22 protein-coding genes are annotated in these 19,600 nt (G+C 72.5%); 5 read left to right on the top strand and 17 right to left on the bottom strand.

What is annotated here, in order from left to right; all coding sequences use genetic code 11:
• The 10 genes from GA0070608_RS08515 to GA0070608_RS08470 form a co-directional block, all read right to left on the bottom strand.
• The gene (locus tag GA0070608_RS08515; protein WP_091624616.1) at window positions 1-531 is read right to left on the bottom strand and encodes a TadE/TadG family type IV pilus assembly protein; all 531 of its coding nucleotides are present in this window, start codon (window positions 529-531) and stop codon (window positions 1-3) included.
• Window positions 516-968, bottom strand: a complete 453-nt coding sequence (locus tag GA0070608_RS08510; RefSeq protein WP_245716085.1) for a TadE family protein — start codon at window positions 966-968, stop codon at window positions 516-518. Before GA0070608_RS08510 ends, GA0070608_RS08515 begins: the two co-directional genes overlap by 16 nt.
• Window positions 969-1,037: 69 nt before the next feature.
• Window positions 1,038-1,241: a hypothetical protein gene (locus GA0070608_RS08505; protein ID WP_091624611.1), complete on the bottom strand. Its 204-nt coding sequence runs from the start codon at window positions 1,239-1,241 to the stop codon at window positions 1,038-1,040.
• Window positions 1,242-1,266: 25 nt separating this feature from the next.
• Entirely contained in the window at window positions 1,267-2,136 is an 870-nt protein-coding gene (locus GA0070608_RS08500) for a type II secretion system F family protein (protein ID WP_091634644.1), read from the bottom strand.
• 58 nt (window positions 2,137-2,194) lie between these two features.
• The gene (locus GA0070608_RS08495) at window positions 2,195-3,139 is read right to left on the bottom strand and encodes a type II secretion system F family protein (RefSeq protein ID WP_091634641.1); all 945 of its coding nucleotides are present in this window, start codon (window positions 3,137-3,139) and stop codon (window positions 2,195-2,197) included.
• Window positions 3,100-4,635, bottom strand: coding sequence for a TadA family conjugal transfer-associated ATPase (locus tag GA0070608_RS08490; RefSeq protein ID WP_091624607.1), 1,536 nt, complete (start codon window positions 4,633-4,635; stop codon window positions 3,100-3,102). Before GA0070608_RS08490 ends, GA0070608_RS08495 begins: the two co-directional genes overlap by 40 nt.
• Window positions 4,625-5,425 (bottom strand): CpaE/TadZ family protein, encoded by an 801-nt coding sequence (locus GA0070608_RS08485; RefSeq protein ID WP_091624602.1) that lies wholly within the window; start codon window positions 5,423-5,425, stop codon window positions 4,625-4,627. Before GA0070608_RS08485 ends, GA0070608_RS08490 begins: the two co-directional genes overlap by 11 nt.
• Window positions 5,426-5,427: 2 nt before the next feature.
• A complete protein-coding gene (locus GA0070608_RS08480) occupies window positions 5,428-6,009 on the bottom strand; it encodes an SAF domain-containing protein (RefSeq protein ID WP_091634636.1) in 582 nt (193 codons plus the stop codon).
• A gap of 101 nt (window positions 6,010-6,110) precedes the next feature.
• Window positions 6,111-6,995, bottom strand: coding sequence for a hypothetical protein (locus GA0070608_RS08475; protein ID WP_091634632.1), 885 nt, complete (start codon window positions 6,993-6,995; stop codon window positions 6,111-6,113).
• 140 nt (window positions 6,996-7,135) lie between these two features.
• Window positions 7,136-7,753: a hypothetical protein gene (locus tag GA0070608_RS08470; protein WP_411970781.1), complete on the bottom strand. Its 618-nt coding sequence runs from the start codon at window positions 7,751-7,753 to the stop codon at window positions 7,136-7,138.
• A 539-nt stretch (window positions 7,754-8,292) separates the two neighbouring features.
• Between GA0070608_RS08470 and GA0070608_RS08465 the strand changes: the two genes are divergently transcribed.
• Window positions 8,293-9,105 (top strand): prepilin peptidase, encoded by an 813-nt coding sequence (locus GA0070608_RS08465; RefSeq protein WP_091624590.1) that lies wholly within the window; start codon window positions 8,293-8,295, stop codon window positions 9,103-9,105.
• A gap of 173 nt (window positions 9,106-9,278) precedes the next feature.
• Here GA0070608_RS08465 and GA0070608_RS08460 read toward each other — a convergent pair whose 3' ends face one another.
• Window positions 9,279-9,917 (bottom strand): phosphatase PAP2 family protein, encoded by a 639-nt coding sequence (locus tag GA0070608_RS08460; RefSeq protein ID WP_091624585.1) that lies wholly within the window; start codon window positions 9,915-9,917, stop codon window positions 9,279-9,281.
• Between the two features lie 138 nt (window positions 9,918-10,055).
• Here GA0070608_RS08460 and GA0070608_RS31935 point away from each other — a divergent pair, with 138 nt between their 5' ends.
• Window positions 10,056-10,250, top strand: coding sequence for a hypothetical protein (locus GA0070608_RS31935; protein ID WP_141719426.1), 195 nt, complete (start codon window positions 10,056-10,058; stop codon window positions 10,248-10,250).
• 74 nt (window positions 10,251-10,324) lie between these two features.
• On the top strand, window positions 10,325-10,816 hold the full coding sequence (locus GA0070608_RS08455) for a GNAT family N-acetyltransferase (protein WP_091624583.1): 492 nt from the start codon (window positions 10,325-10,327) through the stop codon (window positions 10,814-10,816).
• Here GA0070608_RS08455 and GA0070608_RS08450 read toward each other — a convergent pair.
• Window positions 10,760-11,266, bottom strand: a complete 507-nt coding sequence (locus tag GA0070608_RS08450) for a hypothetical protein (protein WP_091624579.1) — start codon at window positions 11,264-11,266, stop codon at window positions 10,760-10,762. The genes GA0070608_RS08455 and GA0070608_RS08450 overlap by 57 nt on opposite strands.
• A gap of 259 nt (window positions 11,267-11,525) precedes the next feature.
• Complete coding sequence (locus tag GA0070608_RS08445) at window positions 11,526-12,725, bottom strand: chymotrypsin family serine protease (protein WP_091624575.1); 1,200 nt, start codon at window positions 12,723-12,725, stop codon at window positions 11,526-11,528.
• A gap of 273 nt (window positions 12,726-12,998) precedes the next feature.
• Here GA0070608_RS08445 and GA0070608_RS08440 point away from each other — a divergent pair, with 273 nt between their 5' ends.
• On the top strand, window positions 12,999-14,498 hold the full coding sequence (locus GA0070608_RS08440; protein WP_091624572.1) for a SulP family inorganic anion transporter: 1,500 nt from the start codon (window positions 12,999-13,001) through the stop codon (window positions 14,496-14,498).
• Between the two features lie 210 nt (window positions 14,499-14,708).
• On the opposite strand, the gene GA0070608_RS08435 is transcribed toward GA0070608_RS08440, so the two are convergent.
• Window positions 14,709-15,614, bottom strand: a complete 906-nt coding sequence (locus GA0070608_RS08435) for an aldo/keto reductase (protein ID WP_218107501.1) — start codon at window positions 15,612-15,614, stop codon at window positions 14,709-14,711.
• 59 nt (window positions 15,615-15,673) lie between these two features.
• Between GA0070608_RS08435 and GA0070608_RS08430 the strand changes: the two genes are divergently transcribed.
• A complete protein-coding gene (locus tag GA0070608_RS08430) occupies window positions 15,674-16,057 on the top strand; it encodes a MerR family transcriptional regulator (RefSeq protein WP_091624564.1) in 384 nt (127 codons plus the stop codon).
• 38 nt (window positions 16,058-16,095) lie between these two features.
• Here GA0070608_RS08430 and GA0070608_RS08425 read toward each other — a convergent pair whose 3' ends face one another.
• Genes GA0070608_RS08425 through GA0070608_RS08415 form a run of 3 tightly spaced genes read right to left on the bottom strand, consistent with a single transcriptional unit; the run spans window position 16,096 to window position 19,198 of the window.
• Window positions 16,096-17,634 (bottom strand): hypothetical protein, encoded by a 1,539-nt coding sequence (locus GA0070608_RS08425; RefSeq protein ID WP_091624561.1) that lies wholly within the window; start codon window positions 17,632-17,634, stop codon window positions 16,096-16,098.
• Window positions 17,631-18,509: an ABC transporter ATP-binding protein gene (locus tag GA0070608_RS08420; RefSeq protein ID WP_091624558.1), complete on the bottom strand. Its 879-nt coding sequence runs from the start codon at window positions 18,507-18,509 to the stop codon at window positions 17,631-17,633. Before GA0070608_RS08420 ends, GA0070608_RS08425 begins: the two co-directional genes overlap by 4 nt.
• Window positions 18,509-19,198 carry a hypothetical protein gene (locus tag GA0070608_RS08415; protein ID WP_091624554.1) on the bottom strand — a complete coding sequence of 230 codons (690 nt, stop codon included), beginning with the start codon at window positions 19,196-19,198 and terminating at the stop codon, window positions 18,509-18,511. Before GA0070608_RS08415 ends, GA0070608_RS08420 begins: the two co-directional genes overlap by 1 nt.
• Window positions 19,199-19,600: the final 402 nt, after the last annotated feature.

The following is a 19,600-nucleotide window of genomic DNA, read 5'->3' as shown; positions in this document are numbered from 1 at the left end:
TCACACGCCACCCGGGTTCGCCGCGGAACCTGCTTCAGCGGTCCCGGCCCCGAGCGCTCTGCTCCGGTAGCGGTCCAACGGCGACGTGAAGCTCGCCGACACCTGCCTGTCGGCGGGCATCCCCGGCAGGACGGACAGGTGCAGGTCCCGGTAGGAGACCGTGCAGGAGATCCGGACGGTGACCGAGGCGTCCCGCCCGGCCGGGCTGCGGAACGCCCTGTCGAAGCTGGTCGGGGCGCCGCGTACCGCGCCGCTGAAGGTGACCCGCGGGGTGCCGGCGCAGTCCAGGCCGCGCCAGTCGAGCTGCCGGAGAGCCGCGTCCCGGGCCTGCACGCGGGCGGTGCGGGCGTCCCGGGAGATCGAGGCGGCACGGGCGGCGTCGTGGGCGGCGGCGTCGATCGCCTCGGCCGCGACGGCGGTACGCCCGGCGACGCCGGCCAGCACGATCAGCGCGATGAAGGCCGGGGCGAGGACCGCCACCTCGATCGAGACCGAGCCCCGCTCGGCGGTACGACTCACGGCGTGGTCCACCGTTCCACGGTCCCGTGGGCGGTCTGGAGCACCGGGAAGCTGACCCCGGGGACAACCGACAGGGACCGCCCGCGCACCGTGCAGGTCACCTCGGTCGCGGTGCTCTGGCAGCTCGGGGCGGGGTCGTCCCAGTCGACGAGCCAGCCACCGGCGGCCCGCAGGAACCGGGTGGCCCGGTCCTCGCCGGCTCCCGGTGGGGCCTGGTGCAGTCGCTGCGCGTTGACCGCGCTCTGTGCGGCGTTGAGCGCGGTGGAGCGGGCGACGAACCAGGCCGCCGTCTGGATCGAGGCGAAGAGCAGCAGCAGGATCACCGGCATCGCCACCGCCAGCTCGACCGGGTTGGCTCCCCGGTCGGCCCCGCCAGCCGTGAGCCGCCGGGCGGCAGTCGGACCGGGGCGCCGCGCGGTGGTCGGACCGGGATGCCGGGCGGCGGCCAGGGCGGGGCACCGGGCGGCGGTGGCCGCCCGGTGCCCCGGCGCGGAGTCTGCTCGGCGCACGGCTCAGCGTTACTTCGGGTCCTGGTGCTTCGGAATGTTGGTCATCCAGTCGTTGGCCGCAGCGAGGGCGGCGGCGGTGACCGCCATCGCGACAGCCACCAGGCCGAAGATGATCACGGCGGTGGGTACGGGGCTGTCGCCGCGCTCGCCGTCCTTCCGCAGTTCGGCCAGGCGCGTCGTCAGCGCGACGTGCAGGTAGGTGATGACGGACATGACGTGCTCCTTCTCTCGGGGCGGATCACAGGCGGGCGATGAACGGGTAGACGGCGAAGCCGAGCAGGACGAAGACGAGCAGGGCCCCGGGGATGTCGAGCCGGCTCGTCACCCCCTCGGCCCGGGCCAGGTTGTCGGTGCGGATCTGGTCGCGCAGCGAGTCGGCGCGGCTGCGCAGGGTCTCGTGCACCTGCGCGCCCTCGCTGCCGGAGGAGCGCATGATGGCCCCGACATCGCCCAGTTCCGTGATGCCGATGCGCTCGGCGAGGTCGCGCAGCTCGTCCCACGGCGAGTGCATCTGCATCTGGGCGATCCGCAGGGACTCCGAGATGCGGTCGAAGACCCAGCCGTCACAGACCGCCGCCGCCCGCTCCAGCGACTGCACCGGCCCGTGCGCGGCGGAGAGCTGCAACGCGACCAGGTCCAGATAGGTGCAGATCGCCTGGCGGAACTCGTCGCGTGCCCGGTCCGCCCGGTCGAGCACCGACCGGTGGGCGATCAGGGCGCAGAGCAGCGCCAGTCCGAGGCTGCCGAGCACGGGCACGACCACCGGCAGCCGGACGCCGACAGCGAACAGGGTGGCGCCGAGCAGCGTCGGCGCGGCGAGCCCGACCAGCGTGGAGAGCAGCATCGACAGGGCGTACTGCTCGGGGGTCCGGTCGATCAGGGCGAGCTGCCGGTGTGGTGGCCGCAGCCAGCGGGACAGCCCGGTGAGCCACTCCAGCCGCCGGTCGGCGGGGGTGGTGGGCTGCCCGACGCCCGGCGGCTGGTGCAGTCGGCGCAGCGCGGGCCCGAGTGAGGGAGTGGCCGGCACCAGCTCACGGACCACCAGGAACGCGCCCAGCCCGACCGTCGCCCCGCCGCAGACGGCCACCGCGAGCTGCCAGTTGAGGATCACGGCACCGACCTCCCGCTCACAGGGCTGGGCTCCGGTTCGCGACTGCGGGGCGCGCTCACACCAGCACCTCCTGCGGGTCGGGCGCCGGCAGGAAGCGCGCCGGCCGGCGGGGCTGGCTCATCGACCGCACCCAGGCCAGCAGGCCGACGAAGGCCGCGCCGAGCGCCGCCATCACGAGCTGCCCGAAGGGCGTGCCGTACGGGCTGATGTATTCGGTGTTGAGCAGCCCGTACGCGACGGTGGCCAGGGTCATCCCGGTGAGGAAGCGGACCGCGAACCGGGGCTGGGTGCGTTTCGCCTCGATCTCCCGGCGGGTGGACACCTCGGCTGCCGCCGCCCCGGCGATCGAGCCGAGCACGTCGCCGAGGCGTTCGCCCCGGTCGGTCACGTGCAGGATCAGCGCGGCCACCACCTGGTCGCAGACCGGGTCGCTGATCTCGTCGGCGAAGGCGAGCAGCGCGGAGCGGGCCAGCCAGCCGGCCTGGAGGCGGGCGGCGAGCAGCCGTACCTCCTCCTGGATCTCCTCGGGCGCGGTGCCGACGGTGCCGATGATCGTCTGCTGGAGCCCCTGGCCGGTGGCGGAGACGTCCTTTAGCCGGCGGGTCCACTCGCCGACGGCCTCGATTCGGGCGATGGCCCGCTGCTCGGCCTTGCCGACGGAGAACAACCACGGGGTGCCCGGAACGGCCACCGCGACCAGCAGGCCGACCACCGGCAGGCCGGTGACCAGGAACGCCAGCGCGCCCGCGGCCAGGGCGCCCACCAGCAGTGCCTGGTGGGCCCGGTGCTCGCGTCCGGTGGCGCCCGAGCCCTTCCACAGCCGGTCCAGGCCCCGGCCCGCGCCGGGGCCGCCGGGCGGCCGGCGGGTGCCGACCAGCGCGACGACCGTCAGCAGCAGCCCCGCCACGCAGGCGGCCCCGGAGGCCACCGCGACGAGTTCGACGTTGTCCAGCACCGGCGTCACCGCCGTCCGAGCCGGGTCTGCCGGGGCCGCAGCCAGGCGCCCGTGCCGGCCTCGATCCACCGGCTGAGCAGCCGGGCGTCATAGCCGACCCGGAGAAGTTGGGCGCGGATCCGCTCGGGCAAATGCCGGGGTACGGCCCGCCCGTCCGGCCCGGGCCCGAACACCTGTGTGGTGGTGATCCGGTTGCCGTCGCCGACCCCGATCACCTCCTCGACGTGCGAGACGAAGCGGTGCTTGCGACCGCCGATCGCGGTCTCGTCATCGATCGTGACGTAGACGATCAGGTCGAGTGCGTTGCCGGCCATCCGGCGGGCCTGGTCGACGGTCATCTCCCGGCCGTGCGCGAGCGCCAGCTCGATGATCCGCTCGCTCACCCCGGCGGGCGTACGCGCGTGGATGGTGCACATCGAGCCGCGGCTGGTCGTCATGGCCTGGAGCATCGGGACGATCTCCCGGGACCGGACCTCGCCGACGATGATCCGCAGCACGCCCATCCGCAGGGAGACCGGGATCAGGTCGGCGATGCTCACCTCGCCCGCCGGGCGGCCGTCCGCCCCGCGCTCGCCGTGCCCCTCCCGGGACTCGAAGCTCATCACCGCCCGGTGCTTGAGCCGGCGGCGGGCCGGCAACAGCTCGCGGCTCTCCTCCAGCAGCACGTACGGCTCGTCGGCCGGGATCTCGTCCATCAGCGCCCGGATGACGGTGGTCTTCCCGGCACCGGCGAGGCCGGCCACCATGATGTTCAGCCCGGCACGCATGGACGCGCGGAGGAAGTCGCGCACCAGCGGGTCGATCATCTCGTCCAGGTCGCCCCGGCCCCCGGCGATGTCGTCCAGGGTCACCTCCAGCGTGTTGTGCTTGCGGATCACCGCGTACGGGCGGTGGCTGACCAGGAACACCGCAGCGAGCCGGCTGCCGTCGGGCAGTTGCAGGTCGAGGGTGGGCTTGGACGTCGACAGCGAACGCTCGGTGGCGCCGGCCCGGCGGGCCGCCGCCTGGAGGATCTCCACCAACTCGTCGTCGCTGTCGGCGATCGGCTCCAGCCAGTCGACCCCACCGCCGTGCCGGGTGACCCGTACCTGGTCACAGCCGAGGATGTGCACCTCCTCGATGGTGTCGTCGACCAGCAGCGTCTGGAGGCGGCCGAGCCCGGCCAGCTCGGCGGTCACCTGGTCGAGCAGGAGCCGCTCCTCGCCGGCCGCCATCGGGGTGCCGGCCCGGCGCACCGCGTCGGCGTACCCGGCCACCACCGTCACCGCGAGCCGGGCACGCTCGGTGTCCTCCTCGTCGACGGTGAACTCCCGGCCGCGCTGCCACAGGGCGAGCCGTTCGCTCAGCTCCCGGCGCAGCTCGCGGACCACCTGGAAGTCGACCCGGGGCCGGGGCGGCGGCTCCGGCTGCGGCGCGGTGACCGGCACCGGCAGCGGGACCGGATGCTGCTGCCGCCCGTTGGGTGCCGACAGTGGTGGCGCGGTCGAGGTGGCGCCGGGCGGCTGCCGGCGCGGGTCACCGGAAACCGGTTCAAACCGCATCCGGCACCCCCTGCGGCACGGGCCAGGCCAGCCGGGCGCGCCGGCGTTCCAGCAGCGCCCCGACCGGCACCTCCAGAGCCCCGGCCGCGCGCATCAGCGGCCGACCGGCCCGCACGGTGCCGCCCAGGCCGAGCACCCCCGCCGTACGTGGGTCGTCCGGCAACCGGGCGATCACCGGCAGCCGCAGCGCCTTGCTGACCTCGCCGTCGCTGTGGCCGTCGCCGACCAGCAACAGCCGTAGGGTGCCCGGCGGCACCCGGTGCTCGGCGAAGTCCCGCTCGATCTTCCTGGCCATGGCCCGTGTCCCGGAAAGGTCGGGCAGCCGGGCCCGGCTGACCAGCAGCACCACCGAGGCGGCGCGCAGGATCGGCCACGGTGGGCCGACGACGTGCAGCCGTCCGCAGTCCACCACCACGTCGTACGGCGGGTCGCCGCCCGCCAGGCTGCCGAAGAAGTCGGCGAACCGCTGCCAGAGCGGGGTGACGCTGCCGGCCTGGGCGGGGTCGACGACGCCGGGCAGCAGCAGCCGCTCGCGCTTCGGCGCGTCCAGGTCGACCAGCTGGGACCAGAACGCCGACTCCAGGTTGCCGTCGCGCAACTCGCCGACCGCCAGCTCGCCGATGCCCCGGGGGCCGTCGAGCGCGCCGCCCAGGTAGCCGGCGAGGATCGACCCGCCGGCCGGGTCGCACTCGGCGAGCAGCAGCCGCCGGTGCCAGGTCAGGGTGCAGGCCAGGGCGGTGGTGGTGACGCCCGGGGAGCCCTTCGCCGACACCAGCGCGATGATCGCCATGGTCAGGCCGCCTCGGTCAGTACGACGGCGATCCGCTCCTGGCTGGACAACGCGACGACGGCCGGCACGTCCCGGACGGCGAGCGCCAGGTAGACCACCACCTTGTCGTCGGTGTCGGAGGTGACGGCGTCGATGACCGTCGCCTGGAACCGGGTGGCGGCGCCCGCCGGGCTGTCGTCGTTGCCGTCCGGCGTGCTCACCAGCAGAAGCTTGTCGCCGGGGTGCAGCTTGCGGGCCGGCACCTCGGCGGGGTCCAGACCCAACGCGAGCTGCTGCTGGCCGGGCCCGAGCAGCGGGTCGTCGGTGAGTTGGGCCATCGTCAGCAGCGTGCCGGGGGCCAGCGCCACGGCGGCCCGTTTGCCGATCACCTCGTCGAGCCGGCCGGCGGGCACCGGGGACAGCCCCTGGCCGCCGGCCACCTGCACCGGGACCAGGTCGTCGGCGCTGACCTGCCGACCGACCTCGACCGGCCGGGCCACGGCCAGGTAGCTGCCGGTGGCGCGTACCGAGGTGACCGCGAACGCCGCCCCCAGGCCGCCGAGGGCGATCAGCAGCACCGCCAGGCCGAGCAGCCCGGGTCGCATCCGGCGCTGCCGGACCACCCTGGGTGGGGCGACCGGCGCGTCCACCGGCCCGGTTCCGTTCCGCGACTGCGGGGCTCGCAGGACCGGCTCACTCCTCGCGCTCACTGGGCCACCACCTGCAGTTCGTTGATTCGGACCGGGACCGTCCCCGTGGTCCGGGTGAGGTCGATGACGCCGCTCTGGCCGCCGCCGCTCCAGGTCACCTTCCAGTAGGTCGTGGCCTGCACCCGGTAGTCACCGGCCTTCGGGTAGCCGCTGGCGTAGCCGCAGTCGGGGGAGGGGCGGCCGGCGAATTTGCCGCCGGCCCGGTACGGGGTGCCGGCGCCGAGGCAGGTGACCTTGCGGCCGTTGCCCATGTCCCAGACGATTCGGCCGAACGTCGCCGTGATCTCCACGGTCAGGCCCCGGTCGGTCTCCGACGCCTTCCGGGTCGGCCCGAAGTACCTGGGATGGTTGCTGCTGCCCCACATCCAGACCGGCAGCCCGACCAGGCCGGGACCGTTGCTGCGGCGGGGGGCGACCGCGATCCGGGGCGCCGAGATGGTGATCTTGGCGAGTGCTCGCCGGGCGAGTTCCTCCGGGTCGGGCGGCGTGCCGAAGCCGGGCGGCGGGGCGTCGCGCAGGACCTCGGTCTGGAAGCCCAGGTCGCCGCCGTTACAGGTACGCGTGTACCACTGCATGCCCTCGGGGGCCTCGTTCTGGGGCGAGGAGAGCTTGTAGTAGCAGCCGTCGCTGTTGTTGAACCAGCCGAGCAAGTCGTCGTAGCACTTGACGGTGCGGCCGTTCCACTGGCACTTGCCGCCACCGCCACCGCCGGAGTCGCCTCCTCCGCCGTCGTCCCCGCCGCCGCCCGGGCCGCCGGGAGTGCCGGGATCGTCGTCCCAGACGCTGCAGTCGCTCTGCCCCGGTGGGCACTCCGCGCCGGGGTCCGCGCGCCCGGCGGCGATCGCAGGCACGGCCGCCCCGAGCGCCAGCAGCAGGACCAGCCCGGCGCCCGCGAGCGACCGCCGGGCCGCCCCGCCCCGGGTGCCGCCGGCCGTACGCCTGTCGGCGACCCCGGCGGTACGGGTGCGGGACGCCTCGGTCCCGGGCGGTGCGACGGTCGACGCGCGCCGTCCTGCCCGGGTCAGCACGGCAGGTCCTCGTGGGCGGCACCGGCGCTGATCAGCCAGCGGCCGTCCGGGTAGCGGGTGACGGTGGCGGTGGCCAGGTGCCGGGTTCCGCCGGTGCCGGGCACGACCCGCTTGTCCCTGGCGTAGACCAGCCGGTAGCCGGTGGCGTCCAGGCAGTCCTGGATCTCCACGGTGGGTGGGCTCGAATCCAGGCTCACGGAGGTCACGGTGGGGTCGGAAACCAACGTGCCGGTACGCATCGCGCCGTGCTCCTTCGCCTTGCGGATGGACAGCCGGACCCGGGTCAGCAGCGGGTCGGCGAGGAACCGGGACAGTTCCGGGTGATGTGGATCGCCGCGCCCGCTCGCCGTGCGGGAGGCGGCGAGATATCCGGCGTACGCGGCCAGCGCCGCTTTCCTCGCCGCCTGCTCGTCGGCGGCCCGGTGGGTGGGGGCGGGCAGGTCGCCGGGGGTCGCCGCCCGGGTGGTCGTCCCGGGGTCGGCGCCGCACGCCGGGGCCGCGCCGAGCGCCGCGATGGCGAGCAGGCAGGTTGCCCATCGGCTGAACCGCCGTCCGCGCACGTCGTGCCTCCTCGGTGGCCACCCGGGGCCGGCGTGGCAGCCTCCGGGCATGCGGCGGCGCGACCGGATGAGGTCATCCGGACCTGCCCGAAAGCGCCACTGCATTTACCGTTACGGATCTCTACAAATGCAATGTTCCGTGTCGTCCTGTCGTTTCGTCGCGGGGTTGCACCGCACCCAAGGGGCGAGCATAGGCTGACGCTCGCCGATGCAACAGAGGCAATTCATCCGAACACTGTGAGTGATGGCAGGTGGTGGCGGCAGGTGGTAGTGGGCGGTGCGGGCGGGTTGCCCGGCGAGAGTCGGAGGGGCCGCCGGGGCGGCTGCGGCGTGGGAGGCTCGCCCGGTGGGCGGGGGCCGGTCGCGGCGGGCGGTACGTGTCCCGGACGCGGCGTCTGGTCCGATCCGTCCCCTGCGGCAGCGCATCACAAACCGGCCACCGTGGGACTCCCGCCGGTTCGGACACGTCATTCCCACCCGCAGCGGTGCGCCTTCGGTGGGAGGAGTGCGGGCCGCTCCGCCCGTTACCGGTGGACAGGAGGGCCGCTACCCTGCGTGGTTGCCTCCGGTGTCGGTCTCCGGGGGCGATCATGGCGCTGACCGAGCCGCCGGCAGCGGCGGAGCCGACCGCGCCGCCGGCCACCTCGCGCGGGGCGCGACTGCTGGCCGTACTCGCGCTCGCCCCGGCGCTCCGGCTCGCCGTGATCCGGCACGCCGTACCGCCGGGGGTGGCGATCCGGACCGGATGCGACGCGTGCGTCGCCCCGATCGGGCTGGCCCGTCCCTGGCCTGCGCTGGGCCCGGCGGCGCGGTGCGGGCGGTGCCGGGCGCGCGTCGGCCCGCCGCCCGGCACGGTGGAACTCGCCGTCGCGGTGGCGCTCGGGGTGCTGGTGCTGCTCGGGATGCCCGCCGGTCCCCGGGGTGGTGCCTGGTTCGAGGGTCAACCGGCCGTGCTGCTCGCCACCGCCTGGTGGCTGGGCTGGGCCATCCCGCTGGTCTTCGTCGACGCGGCCGTGCATCGGCTGCCGGACCGGTTCACCTGGCCCGCTGCGGCCGGCACCTGGCTGCTGCTCGGGCTGGCCGCTGTCGCCGGGGCCGGCCCGACACCCTGGCTGCGTGCCACCGCCGCCGGCATCGCGCTCGCGCTCTTCTTCGCCACCACCACGCTGCTGCTCGGCCGGCGCGGGTTCGGCCTCGGCGACGCCAAACTGGCGCTCGGCGTCGGCGCGCTGCTCGGCTGGCACGGCTGGGCGGTCCCGGTGGCCGGGCTGGTGCTCGCCCTGATGCTCTCAGGGCTGGTCGGCGTCGCGCTGCTGGCCGCCCGCCGCGTCGGCTGGCGCAGCCACCTCCCGTTCGGCCCGTTCCTCGTCCTCGGCACCCTCGCCGCCCTCCTCCTCCCCTGACCCGCGCCCCGCGCCCACCCCCTCTGCCCCCGCGCCTTCTGCCCCCTCGCCCTCCTCGGCGATCTTGCACTTATGGCCCATGAATTGCGCGTTTTGCGCCTTTTGCCGGGGCCAAAACTGCAAGATCGCCGAGGAGGGCGAGGGGTAGGGGAGGGGTGAGGGAGGGCGGGGGGTCAGTGGTGGGAGGCGGGGGTGGGTGGGGCGGGGGTGGGGGGTTCGGCGTGTCGGGTGCGGCGGTGCAGCAGGGCGGCGGCGGGGCGGGCCAGCAGTGGAGTGAGCAGCGCGGCGAACAGGGCGCCGAGCAGGACGCCGACGACCACGTCGTGCGGGTAGTGCACGCCGACGAAGGTGCGGGAGAACGCGGCCAGCGCCGCCAGCGGCAGTGCGATCAGCCCGACCCGGCGGGACAGCAGCAGGGTCGCCACCGCCAACCCGCCCGCGATCGTGGCGTGGTTGCTGGGGAAGGACCAGTCGCCTGTCGGCGGGCACTCGCCGGCGATGATGGCCAGTTCGGTGGCTAGCGCGCGGCAGGGGCGCTCCTGGTCCACCACCGTCTTCAACAGTTCGCTGAATCCGTACGCGAGCACCACCGGCACGGGCGACACCAGGGCGTACGCCCGGTCGCGTGGTCCGCCCCGGAGCCGGGACACGGCCGCGATCAGCCACAGCGCGCCGAGCAGCAGGATCGCGCCCTCGGTGAAGTGCTCGGCGAACCACTGCACCGGTTGCGGGGTGTCGGCCGCGAAGTCGACGATTTCCTGGTACCACTCGACACTGATATCCGGAACATCCGGTGTATCCACATCAGTCATGATTCACCTCGCCTGTCGTTCATACCCCGTTTACCTCGCAGACAACCCTGGAACACCTAAAAGCCGGGCGCAGTGTGCGTTGGTCAGGCGGTGACCCCGACTTTCGTCTCAGCGACCTCTCAGCCCGGTCTGCATCCGTTGACCCTGATACGTCGCACTTCTGGAGGAGAGCCGCCCGACGCCGGCCCGGAGACCGGCATCGAGGTGTGGCACCACGGCGAGCTGCTCCGGATCACCGGCGGCGAGGCGGCGACCCGGCCGATGCCCGAGGTGCCCGACCCAGGCCCGGAGCCGCCCTCCCCACCCGGCCGCCGCCCCACCCGCCGCCGCTGAGGCGTAAGGAAGGCACCTTCCTATTGCTTTCTGTATAGAAGGTGCCCTTCCTCACGCCTGGGTAGGGTGGCGCGGTGTCTGAGCTTGAGCGGCTTGCCGCGCACCACGCCACCGCGCTGCTGCGCTTCGAGCGGGAGAACCGGGAGTGGTTCGCGCGGTCGGTGCCGGACCGGGGCGACGCGTACTTCGCCGGCTTCGCCGAGCGGCACGCGGGGCTGCTCGCCGAGCAGGCCACTGGCGGGTGTCACTTCCACGTCCTGGTCGAGGCCGACGAGGCGGTGATCGGCCGGTTCAACCTGGTCGACGTCGCCGACGGCGAGGCCGAGCTGGGCTACCGGGTGGCCGAGCGGGCCGCCGGGCGCGGGGTGGCGACCGACGGCGTCCGCCGCGTCGCCGCGCTGGCCCGTCAGGCGTACGGGCTGCGTCGGCTGACCGCCGAGACCACCCTGGACAACGCGGGCTCGCTCGCTGTGCTCCGGCGTACCGGGTTCACGCCGGTCGGCGAGGTGTCACTCGACGGGCGCTCCGGGCTGCGGTTCGTCCGCGAGTTGACGGCCGACGACTGACGCGCCGGCCATCCGCTGCCGGACGGCCTCCAGCGCCTCGAAGGCGTACGCCCAGTTGTGGCACTTGAAGCTGCGCAGCCCTTCGATGGGGGTGCGGCAGTCGGTGCAGCGCACCCCGGCGATCGCGTCCGGGACCTCGGTGTTGACGTATCTGCGGTCGCCGAGGATGACCGTCGCGATCATCATCCGGTCGTGCACGCCGGAGAGGGCGGAGGAGACGATGTCGTACCAGTTGACCCGGCGGCCACACTTCGGGCAGTCCGGCTCGTCCCCGCTCACCCACAGCGGTGCGCCGATGCTGCGCAGTGGCATGCCGAGCAGTTTCTCGATCCGCCGCACGTCCGACTCGGGGGTGGTCCACCGGTGCTCGCCGGGCAGTGCTGCGGGCGAGTCGTAGACGGCACGGAACAGGACCGGGTCGACCTCCACGGTCTCGCGCTGACTGGTCATCGGCGTCCCTCCTCCACGTCGGTGCCCGCACCGTCGTCGCAGGTGGCGGGCGGGCTCACCCGGATCAACGACACGGCGGGCAAACGGATCGCGCATGGCGCACGGTCGGGTGGTCCCCGCGACCGGGCGTTCGGTGGCGGCCAGAGGCAGGACATGGACGGTGGTCGGCCACTCGCGCCGCGACGGACGGCCTCGCCGGCCAGTCGGGAGCGGCGCCGGTCGTCGTTCGTGGCCAGGCCGAACTTGTCGTACGAGATCGCTACTGGGTGACGTCCGGGGTTCCCTCAAGCTCCGTCGTGACGAGATGCTCCGTGCCGTCCAGGGTCACGAACGCGTTCAGCTTCATGCCCGGCCGGCGCCCCGTGCTCGTGCCGATCCGCCACTGCCACCTGACCAGGCCCTGCGCGTCAGCCAGCGCCTGCCCCAGCCCGCTGGCCCGGCTGGTGCGTCCGCTCGGGTAGACCACCCGCAGGTTGCACACGGCGTTGGCCCGCGTCTGGGCGAGCACGCGGCAGTGCCCACCGATCCAGGGGGTGCCGATGGCGACGTCGTTCAGTACGAAGACGTTCAGCTTGTCGCAGATCGCCGAGATCGAGTGCCCCCAGGCGCGGACCTCCGGGTCGGTGATGCTCGCGAAGTGCAGGCCCACCGCTGTGAAGGTGTCCCGGTCCAGCCAGAGCGACCCCGAATCGCCAGGCCCGCCGAGCACCCCCTGAGGCGGCGGAAGACCGTTGTCGACGACGACCGAGAACTCCAGCCCGTCGGTGCCGTCGATGATGCCGTTCGTGACGCCGGTCCGCAGTCCGGACTTGACCACCCTGAGGCCGATGGTGTGCGGTTTGCTGCCCGCCGCGGGCAGTGGCAGGTCGGCGATCCTGGTGGAGACGCTCCGGCTTCGGGTGCCGTCCTGTTCCCCGATGGAGCAGAGCGCGGCGTCCAGGCCCTCGTCCCACCGCAGGAGCCGACCGAGGAAGCTGTTCGGCGGCTCCGGGTCGGGTGGCACCGGCTGGGGCTGGACGATCGGGTCCATCGCGACCGGCGGACTCGCGACGACGACGTGCCAGTTGGTCAGGGCGAGGGGCCGCAGGGTGCCTCTCTCGAACACGATGGACCCGAGTGTGCCGGGGCCTCCCACCTTGACGTTTCCGATGCTGATGCCGCCCAGCACGGGGTCCTGACGGGAGTGCCGGAACTCGGCGTCGGGCACCGGATTGCTTTCGATCACGTCGACCGGAAGGCCGTCGATCTCTTCGGGCAGCCGCTCCGCGTCGGCCAGGTCCGAGGTCGGCAACTTGCGATTGACGTGGACCCGGATCGCGAGGCGGTCGGAGGGCCGCTGTTGCTTGAGCGCGAAACCGACGTCGACGGCACGAACATTCGGGTACGCCATCAGGCGCTTCCGGTGCCGACGCATGAGTGTCAGCAGTTGCTCCTGCTCCTGAGGCGTGATCTCGTGCATGGTGCGCTGCGCTCCCTACGTTCCGGACCGCACCTCAGCGCGGTGACCGCGAGGCTCTGGTCCTCTGCCGGAGCGCGTTCCCCACCTGCGTCGCCCCATGCCCGGCACGGAAGAGTAGGGTCCGCGGGGCTGTCGTCCGGCGACCGCAGCCCGCGTCGACCCGGGCAACGAGGCTCGGCCGGCCTCACCGATCGCTTCCGTACGCGATCCGACCCGTGCCGAGCGGGTGTGGCGCACGCCTGTTGACGTGCATTCCGAGTGGAAATGGGCTGTATGTCGTCTGTGCTGTCCGTGGTCTCCCGCCCGCGCCTTCCCCGTCCGCCCTGGCTGTCACCGAAGGTGTTCCGCACCGAGGCTCTCGCCGGCCTGGTCGTCGCCCTGGCGTTGATCCCGGAGGCGATCTCCTTCTCGATCCTGGCCGGGGTCGACCCCCGGGTGGGGATCTTCGCCTCGTTCACCATGGCGGTGACGATCGCGTTCTGCGGCGGACGGCCGGCGATGATCTCCGCCGCCACCGGCGCGGTCGCCCTGGTCGTGGCTCCCCTGGCCAAGGAACACGGCCTCGACCATCTCGTCGCCGCGGTGATCCTCGGCGGCGCGATCCAGATTCTGCTGGCGGTGCTCGGGGTGGCGAAGCTGATGCGGTTCATCCCGCGCAGTGTGATGGTCGGCTTCGTCAACGCCCTGGCCCTCCTGGTCTTCGCCGCCCAGATGCCGCATCTGATCGGGGTGCCATGGCTGGTGTACCCGCTGGTGGCGGTCGCGCTGGCGATCATGGTGGGGCTGCCCCGGCTCACCCGGGCCGTCCCGGCGCCGCTGGTCGCCATCGTGGTGCTGACCGTGGTCACGGTCTCCACCCACCTGGCGGTGCCGACCGTGGGCGACGAGGGGGCCCTGCCGGACAGCCTGCCCACGCTCGGCCTGCCGCAGATCCCGTGGACGATGGACACCCTGACCCTGATCGCCCCGTACGCCCTGGGCATCGCCCTGGTCGGGCTGATGGAGTCGTTGATGACGGCGAAACTGGTCGACGACATCACCGACACCCCGTCCAGCAAGACCCGAGAGGCGTGGGGGCAGGGCGTGGCGAACATCGTCACCGGGTTCTTCGGCGGGATGGGCGGCTGCGCGATGATCGGCCAGACGATGATCAACGTGAAGGCGTCCGGCGCCCGTACGCGACTGTCGACCTTCCTCGCCGGTGTGTTCCTGCTGGTTCTGGTGGTGGCGCTCGGCGACGTGGTAGCGGTGATCCCGATGGCCGCCCTGGTCGCCGTGATGATCGTCGTCTCGGTGTCGACGTTCGACTGGCACTCGGTCGCCCCGGCCACCCTCAGGCGGATGCCGTACGGCGAGACCGTCGTCATGCTGGCCACCGTCGTCGCCACCCTGGCCAGCCAGAACCTCGCCGTCGGTGTCGTCGTCGGCGTGCTCACCGCGATGGTCGTCTTCGCCCGGCGGGTTGCCCACCTGGTGAAGGTGACCAGCGTCCTCGACCCCGACGGGACGAGCCGGGTCTACTCGGTGCACGGCGAGTTGTTCTTTGCCTCCAGCAACGACCTGGTCGGCCAGTTCGACTACGCCAACGACCCTGACTCCGTCGTCATCGACATGACGAACGCCCACGTCTGGGACGCCTCCTCGGTCGCCGCCCTCGACGCCATCACCACGAAGTACGCGGCCCGCGGCAAGACCGTGGAGATCATCGAGCTGAACCGCCCCAGCGCCCACCTCCACGGCACCCTCGCCGGTCGGCTCGGCGTCGGCCACTGATGGCCGCCGCCAGCCGTACGGCCGGGCGGGCGGCGGTGACTCGCGCTTACGGAGCTACGGCGCGGCGGTACGACGGCCGCCGCGCCCCGGCCGGCTGCCGGCTGCGGGCCCTGGCGGCGGCGCGTACGGCGGCCCACCCCACCCGCTCCCGGTCAGCGCGACGTAGTGGGGCAGTCGCTGCCGTGGGTCGGGCGGGCCGCCGGGCCGGGCTCACGTGCCCGATTCAGCCTGCTCGGCGATGGCGTCCAGGCGGGCGATCTGCTCGCCGGTGAGCGCAATGTCGAGCGCGCCGAGGTTCTCGTCCAGGTGCGTCGGTGAGGTGGTGCCGGGGATCGGCGCGATGTTCGGGGAGCGGTGCAGCAGCCAGGCCAGGGCCGTCTGCGCGGGGGTGGCGCCGACCTCGGAGGCGATCTTCGCGACCGGGCTGTCGTTGGTGGCGTGGCTTCCGATGGCGATGGGGAAGAACGGCAGGAAGGCGATGCCGTGCTCCGCGGTGAAGTCGACCACCGCCTCGTGCTCGCGGTGGGCCAGGTTGTACCAGTTCTGCACGGACGCTATCGGGGCGATTCGGAGTGCCTCGCGTAGCTGGTCGACGGTCACCTCGGACAGGCCGATGTGGCGGACCTTGCCCTCCTGCTGTAGCTGCCTGAGCGCGCCGATCTGGTCCGCGAGCGGGACCTCGGAGTCGATGCGGTGCAGCTGCATCAGGTCGATCCGCTCAACCTTGAGCCGGCGCAGGCTGAGCTCGGCCTGCTGGCGCAGGTAGGCAGGGTGACCGACGGGCACCCACTCGGCCGGGCTCGGCCGGGTCATGCCGATCTTCGTGGCGATCACGACGCCGTCGCGGTACGGGTGTAGCGCCTCGGCAACGAGTTCCTCGCTGCCGCCCAGGGCGTAGGCGTCGGCGGTGTCGATCAGCTGTACCCCGCGCTCAACGGCATGGCGCAACATCGTGATGGCGTCGGCGCGCGGGGTCGGCGGCTGCCAGACGATGGCCTCGGTCGGAGGGATGCCAGGGGTGTCGGACAGGCGCATGGTGCCGTAGCCGATACGGCTGACTGTCAGGTCGCCGCCGACACCGGTGTTTCGGCTGTTGGTGGTCTGTGTGGTGGTCATGCCTGTCACGCTAGAATCTCTCATCGATGTGAGATTCAAGTAGATGGGAGGGGGATCACATGCGAATCGGCGAACTTGCCCGACGGACCGGCGTCAGCGTTCGCCTGCTGCGATATTACGAGGAACAGGGGTTGCTGGCGCCCGAGCACCGGGAGGGAGGGCACCGCCGCTACGGGCCCGACGCGCCGTTGACTGTCGGGCATATCCGCAGGCTGCTGCGCGCCGGCCTGCCCACGAGCGTCATCCGCGACGTCCTGCCATGCGTCGACGGCGACGGTCAGGTCGCGCCGTGCATGCTGAAGGTGCTCCAGCATCGCCTGGAAGAACTCGACGAGCAGTTGACCACCCTCCAGGAGAGCCGGTCCGCTCTGGACCAGATCGTCTCTGCCGCCCAAGAGGACCACCTCTCCGCTCCGGCCAGCGCACCAGCACTGGCCGGATAGGCCCGACCACCGGTCAAGGTGCTCGCGTCCCCGGCTGGCTATCGGCGGGTGTGGCGGGCGGCGACGACGGAGAGGGCCGCGGTCAGCAGCAGCGCCGTGGCGGCGCCCACCAGGATCGGGGACGGGCCGCCGTCCAGCGCGCCCAGGTAGTCGAAACCGACCATGTTGTTGAGTACGGCGTACCACAGCAGCAGATAGACGACCTGGAAGAGCCGGTTCGTCCGGCTCAGCACACCCAGGGCCAGTGCGAGCGCGGGAATGAAGGCCGCCCCGGCCAGCCAGCCCGCCAGGTCACCGGCGGCCGCCATCCGTACGCCGGCACCCAGCCCGACCAGCGCGGTGAGCGCGACGCCGGCCAACCATTGGGCGAGCACGCCGCGGACAGGCGAGGGGTAGGCGCCGAGCAGCGCCTCGACGCCGTACTCGCGGGGCTGGGTGCCGAGCCGCGACCAGATCAGCACCGGCCAGATCCAGGCTGCGATCAGCATCGTTCCCGAGGCGCTCGCGGGCATCGCCGCGCCGATGACGATCAGCGCGGCAGCGCCGAGCCACCACCACCAGGAGACGCCCTGGGTGAGGATGCGCAGTTCGCCGACGAGCAGACGGCCGAAGCTGTGGCCGCGCTGCGGCATGGTCTGCGGAGACGACACCACCGGGTGGGCCGGGACGGGTTCCACCGTGGCTGCGGCCGGTGCGGCTGGTGCGGGCGTGGCGCGTAGAACCGCGCGGGCCGGGTCGAAGCGGCCGAACCAGATGGCCGGCAGCGCCGCGACCGCGGTCGCCAGCACCAGGAGGAGAATTCGATCGCCGACAAAGCCCGCGGTGAAGTCCATGCCTGTCCACACGACGGCGCGGGGTGGGATGTCGAGGTACATCAGGCCCAGCGCGATCTCGGTGAGCCTGATCCCCTGGGCGGCCAGTTCGTCGCGCATGGACTCGGCGAACACGTGCATACCGAGGCCGCCCAGTGGCGCGTCAGGCGACTGTCCGGCCATCACCGCGAACATCGACACGAAGAACCAGATCAGGTTCCCGAACCCGGTGCGTAGCACCGGGAGGGTCTCGAACAGCACCGCGGCGGCTGCGGTGAGCGCCAGCGCCGGCAACGTGAAGAGCGCGAACGGCAGGAGGATGGCGATCGGGTCGACGGAATACGACTCGCCGCGTGCCAACTGCATCGCCACTGCCGTGCCGGCGAGTGCCGCTGCCATCGATCCCAGCACCAGCAGGTTGCTGAGGTACTTGCCGACCAGGTAACCGGACATCCGAAGTGGCGTCGCGGCGAGGAGTTGCCCGACGCCGGACTGCTCGTCGCGGGCGAGCGTCGTCCGGATGACGTAGAAACCGCCGACGGACAGCCACAGCGCTCCGGCGAGCGCGGTCACCGTGCCGACGTAGGCGCTGTTGTAGACACCCCGGTACATCCCCGCGTTGACGATCGTCCAGTGTGATCCGGAGGACGGCGCGGCCAGGTAACCCAGACCCACGGCGGCCAGCAGGACCACCAGATACCCCGGCCGGCGTACGCGCTCGCGGAAGTCCGCGAGGGCGAGCGCGCCCAGCACGCGCGGCCTCATCGCGTCAGCTCCCGGACGCCGCCGACCACCCCGAGGTAGGCGTCCTCCAGGTCGGGCGAGACCTGTGTCGCGTCCGGTCCGGGCCGGGTCGTCGAGAGCAGCCGCAGGCGTACGCCGTCTGCGGTACGGACCATCCGGCTGACAACGTGCCGGGCCTGCGCCGCGGCGACCTCGTCCGGCCCGACGACCGTCTCCCACACGTGCCCCGCCACGGTGTGCAGCAACTCTTCTGGGGTGCCGCGACGCAGCAGCCGGCCCTGGGCCACGATGGCGATGTCACCGGCCACCGACTCGATGTCCGAGACGATGTGGGTGGACAGCAGAACGAGCCGGTCGGCGGCCAGGTCGCTGAGCAGGTTGCGGAACCGCACCCGTTCCTGCGGGTCCAGGCCGGCGGTGGGCTCGTCGACGATGAGTACCCGCGGGTCGGCGAGCAGTGTCTGCGCGATGCCGACGCGGCGCAGCATGCCGCCCGAGTATCTGCCCATCGGGCGCTTGGCCGCCTCGGTCAGGTTGACCAGTTCCAGTAGTTCGTCGACGCGGGCCCGGGCGGACCGGGCCGACAGGCCCTTGACGGCCGCCAGGTACGACAGGAACTCGCGCGCGCTGAGATTGGGGTAGACGCCGAAGTCCTGCGGCAGGTAGCCGAGCTGCCGGCGGAGCTCGTCCGGCTTCGCGACGACGTCGGCGCCGTCGAAGAGCACCCGCCCGCTCGTGGGCCTGGTGACCGTGGCGGCGATCCGCATCAGCGACGACTTGCCCGCGCCGTTGGGGCCCAGCAGGCCCACCACACCGAAGCCGAAGCGCATCGTCACCCCGTCGACGGCCAGCTTGCGCCCCTTGTAGACCTTTGTCACATCGATCAACTCGAACATCAGCCCACCTTCCGTACCTGGGCGGTGTGGCCCACGCCTGCGGTGGCGGTGACGGTTCGCTTGCTGGCCGGATCGCTGGTCAGAGCGGGGCGGCCGGGTGCGGCGGTGACGCGGTAGGTCTCCGGCCCACCGGGCAGGCTGACCTGCACCGATCCGCCGGCCCGCGCCTCGACCCGATCGGGCGGGCTGGCGAAGCCCAGGTTGACGCTCCTGCCGGTCGACGTGACGGTGACATTGGCGGAACGCGCCCCGGTGACGTCGACGCCCTCCTCGGCGTGCAGCCGCAGGGCACCGGTCGACTCCTCGACCCGTAGCCAGGCATCGGTCACCGTCGCGGAGAAGTCGGCGTCGAGCCCGACGGCCCGTACCGGAGCGTCGCTGTTCACCTCGACCACGACGCCGGCCGGCACGTGCACGATGTGCCGGCCGCCACAGTCGGGCACGAGGCCGCTGCACTTGACCTTCAGCCGTAGCGTGCCACCGTCCATGGACCAGGACGCGTTGTCGTCGACGGTGGCCTTGCCGGTCAGCGACCGCTGCACCTCGATGGCAGCGCCAGCACCGGCGACCAGGCGCAGGTCGGCGCCGTCGTTGTCGATGACCAGCCGGTCGCCGGAGAGGCTGAACTCCTGCCGGTCGTCGCGGGTTTCGTTGATCGCCCGTATGTCGGCGCAGCCGGAAACGGCCATAAGGGCTGCAATGGAAAGCAGCGGCGCAACACGCATTAATTGCTCCTGTTGGGTGATAGCGGAATGTTCAGCACATCACCCGAGGAGGGCTCGAAGCACTACCACCAGACGCCCGAACAGGGGTAGTGCCAGGCATACCACCGGTCGCGGCGAGTGCTCATCCGTTGACAGAAAACCGGGCTCTGAGGGCTCGCCGGACCGGCTCAGCGTCAATTGATCACGGGGGGCTCGTGCAGCATGCGTCGACCTGCTCGGCGCGCTGGTCACGCCCCGGACTTGGGCCTTGGAAGGGTGATCCGCGCTCCAGGAAGCGATGGCGGTCGCCGAGCCGGTTCGCAGCCGAAAGGGTCGTACGACGCTGTCGAGCTGAGTCGTCTGTGACATCGGACCAGGGCGGCCGAG

It is taken from the genome of Micromonospora peucetia, from assembly GCF_900091625.1.
Taxonomy (GTDB): domain Bacteria; phylum Actinomycetota; class Actinomycetes; order Mycobacteriales; family Micromonosporaceae; genus Micromonospora; species Micromonospora peucetia.
This window is presented reverse-complemented; position numbering and strand designations above follow the sequence as displayed.

Bases quoted from the DNA above. Each gene is read 5' to 3' on its own strand.
- GA0070608_RS08485 (WP_091624602.1), bottom strand. From the start codon at position 5,425: ATGGCGATCATCGCGCTGGTGTCGGCGAAGGGCTCCCCGGGCGTCACC.
- GA0070608_RS08470 (WP_411970781.1), bottom strand. From the start codon at position 7,753: ATGCCCGGAGGCTGCCACGCCGGCCCCGGGTGGCCACCGAGGAGGCAC.
- GA0070608_RS08490 (WP_091624607.1), bottom strand. From the start codon at position 4,635: ATGCGGTTTGAACCGGTTTCCGGTGACCCGCGCCGGCAGCCGCCCGGC.
- GA0070608_RS08435 (WP_218107501.1), bottom strand. From the start codon at position 15,614: ATGACCACCACACAGACCACCAACAGCCGAAACACCGGTGTCGGCGGC.
- GA0070608_RS08445 (WP_091624575.1), bottom strand. From the start codon at position 12,725: ATGCACGAGATCACGCCTCAGGAGCAGGAGCAACTGCTGACACTCATG.
- GA0070608_RS08505 (WP_091624611.1), bottom strand. From the start codon at position 1,241: ATGTCCGTCATCACCTACCTGCACGTCGCGCTGACGACGCGCCTGGCC.
- GA0070608_RS08465 (WP_091624590.1), top strand. From the start codon at position 8,293: ATGGCGCTGACCGAGCCGCCGGCAGCGGCGGAGCCGACCGCGCCGCCG.
- GA0070608_RS08420 (WP_091624558.1), bottom strand. From the start codon at position 18,509: ATGTTCGAGTTGATCGATGTGACAAAGGTCTACAAGGGGCGCAAGCTG.
- GA0070608_RS08480 (WP_091634636.1), bottom strand. From the start codon at position 6,009: ATGCGACCCGGGCTGCTCGGCCTGGCGGTGCTGCTGATCGCCCTCGGC.
- GA0070608_RS08440 (WP_091624572.1), top strand. From the start codon at position 12,999: ATGTCGTCTGTGCTGTCCGTGGTCTCCCGCCCGCGCCTTCCCCGTCCG.
- GA0070608_RS08430 (WP_091624564.1), top strand. From the start codon at position 15,674: ATGCGAATCGGCGAACTTGCCCGACGGACCGGCGTCAGCGTTCGCCTG.
- GA0070608_RS08425 (WP_091624561.1), bottom strand. From the start codon at position 17,634: ATGAGGCCGCGCGTGCTGGGCGCGCTCGCCCTCGCGGACTTCCGCGAG.
- GA0070608_RS08450 (WP_091624579.1), bottom strand. From the start codon at position 11,266: ATGACCAGTCAGCGCGAGACCGTGGAGGTCGACCCGGTCCTGTTCCGT.
- GA0070608_RS08415 (WP_091624554.1), bottom strand. From the start codon at position 19,198: ATGGCCGTTTCCGGCTGCGCCGACATACGGGCGATCAACGAAACCCGC.
- GA0070608_RS08460 (WP_091624585.1), bottom strand. From the start codon at position 9,917: ATGACTGATGTGGATACACCGGATGTTCCGGATATCAGTGTCGAGTGG.